1 protein-coding gene is annotated in these 225 nt (G+C 65.3%); it reads left to right on the top strand.

The features are described from left to right. Positions 1 to 225: hypothetical protein (locus tag QD172_RS17320; protein WP_279856368.1), on the top strand; the 225-nt coding region annotated here is incomplete at both ends.

Genomic DNA, 225 nt, shown 5'->3' with positions numbered 1-225 from the left:
TCGAGACCGATGCCACTTGGGAAGTCTCCCTCGACGGCGGCACCACCTGGGATGCACGCACTGGCACCACCTTCACGCTGGACGAAGGCAGCTATGCCGATGGCGTTGTGCAGATCCGTCAGACCGATCTCGCGGGCAACGTCAGCGACGCCGTGAACCTGGGCGCCGTCACCGTGGATACCACCGACCCGACGGGCAGCATCGCCTTCGTCGATGGTGGCGATG

Origin of the sequence: Cobetia sp. 10Alg 146 (genome assembly GCF_029846385.1) — a bacterium.
In the GTDB taxonomy this organism is placed as follows: domain Bacteria; phylum Pseudomonadota; class Gammaproteobacteria; order Pseudomonadales; family Halomonadaceae; genus Cobetia; species Cobetia marina.
The sequence above is the reverse complement of the archived record's forward strand: the minus strand, read 5'-3'. Positions and strand labels throughout refer to the sequence as shown.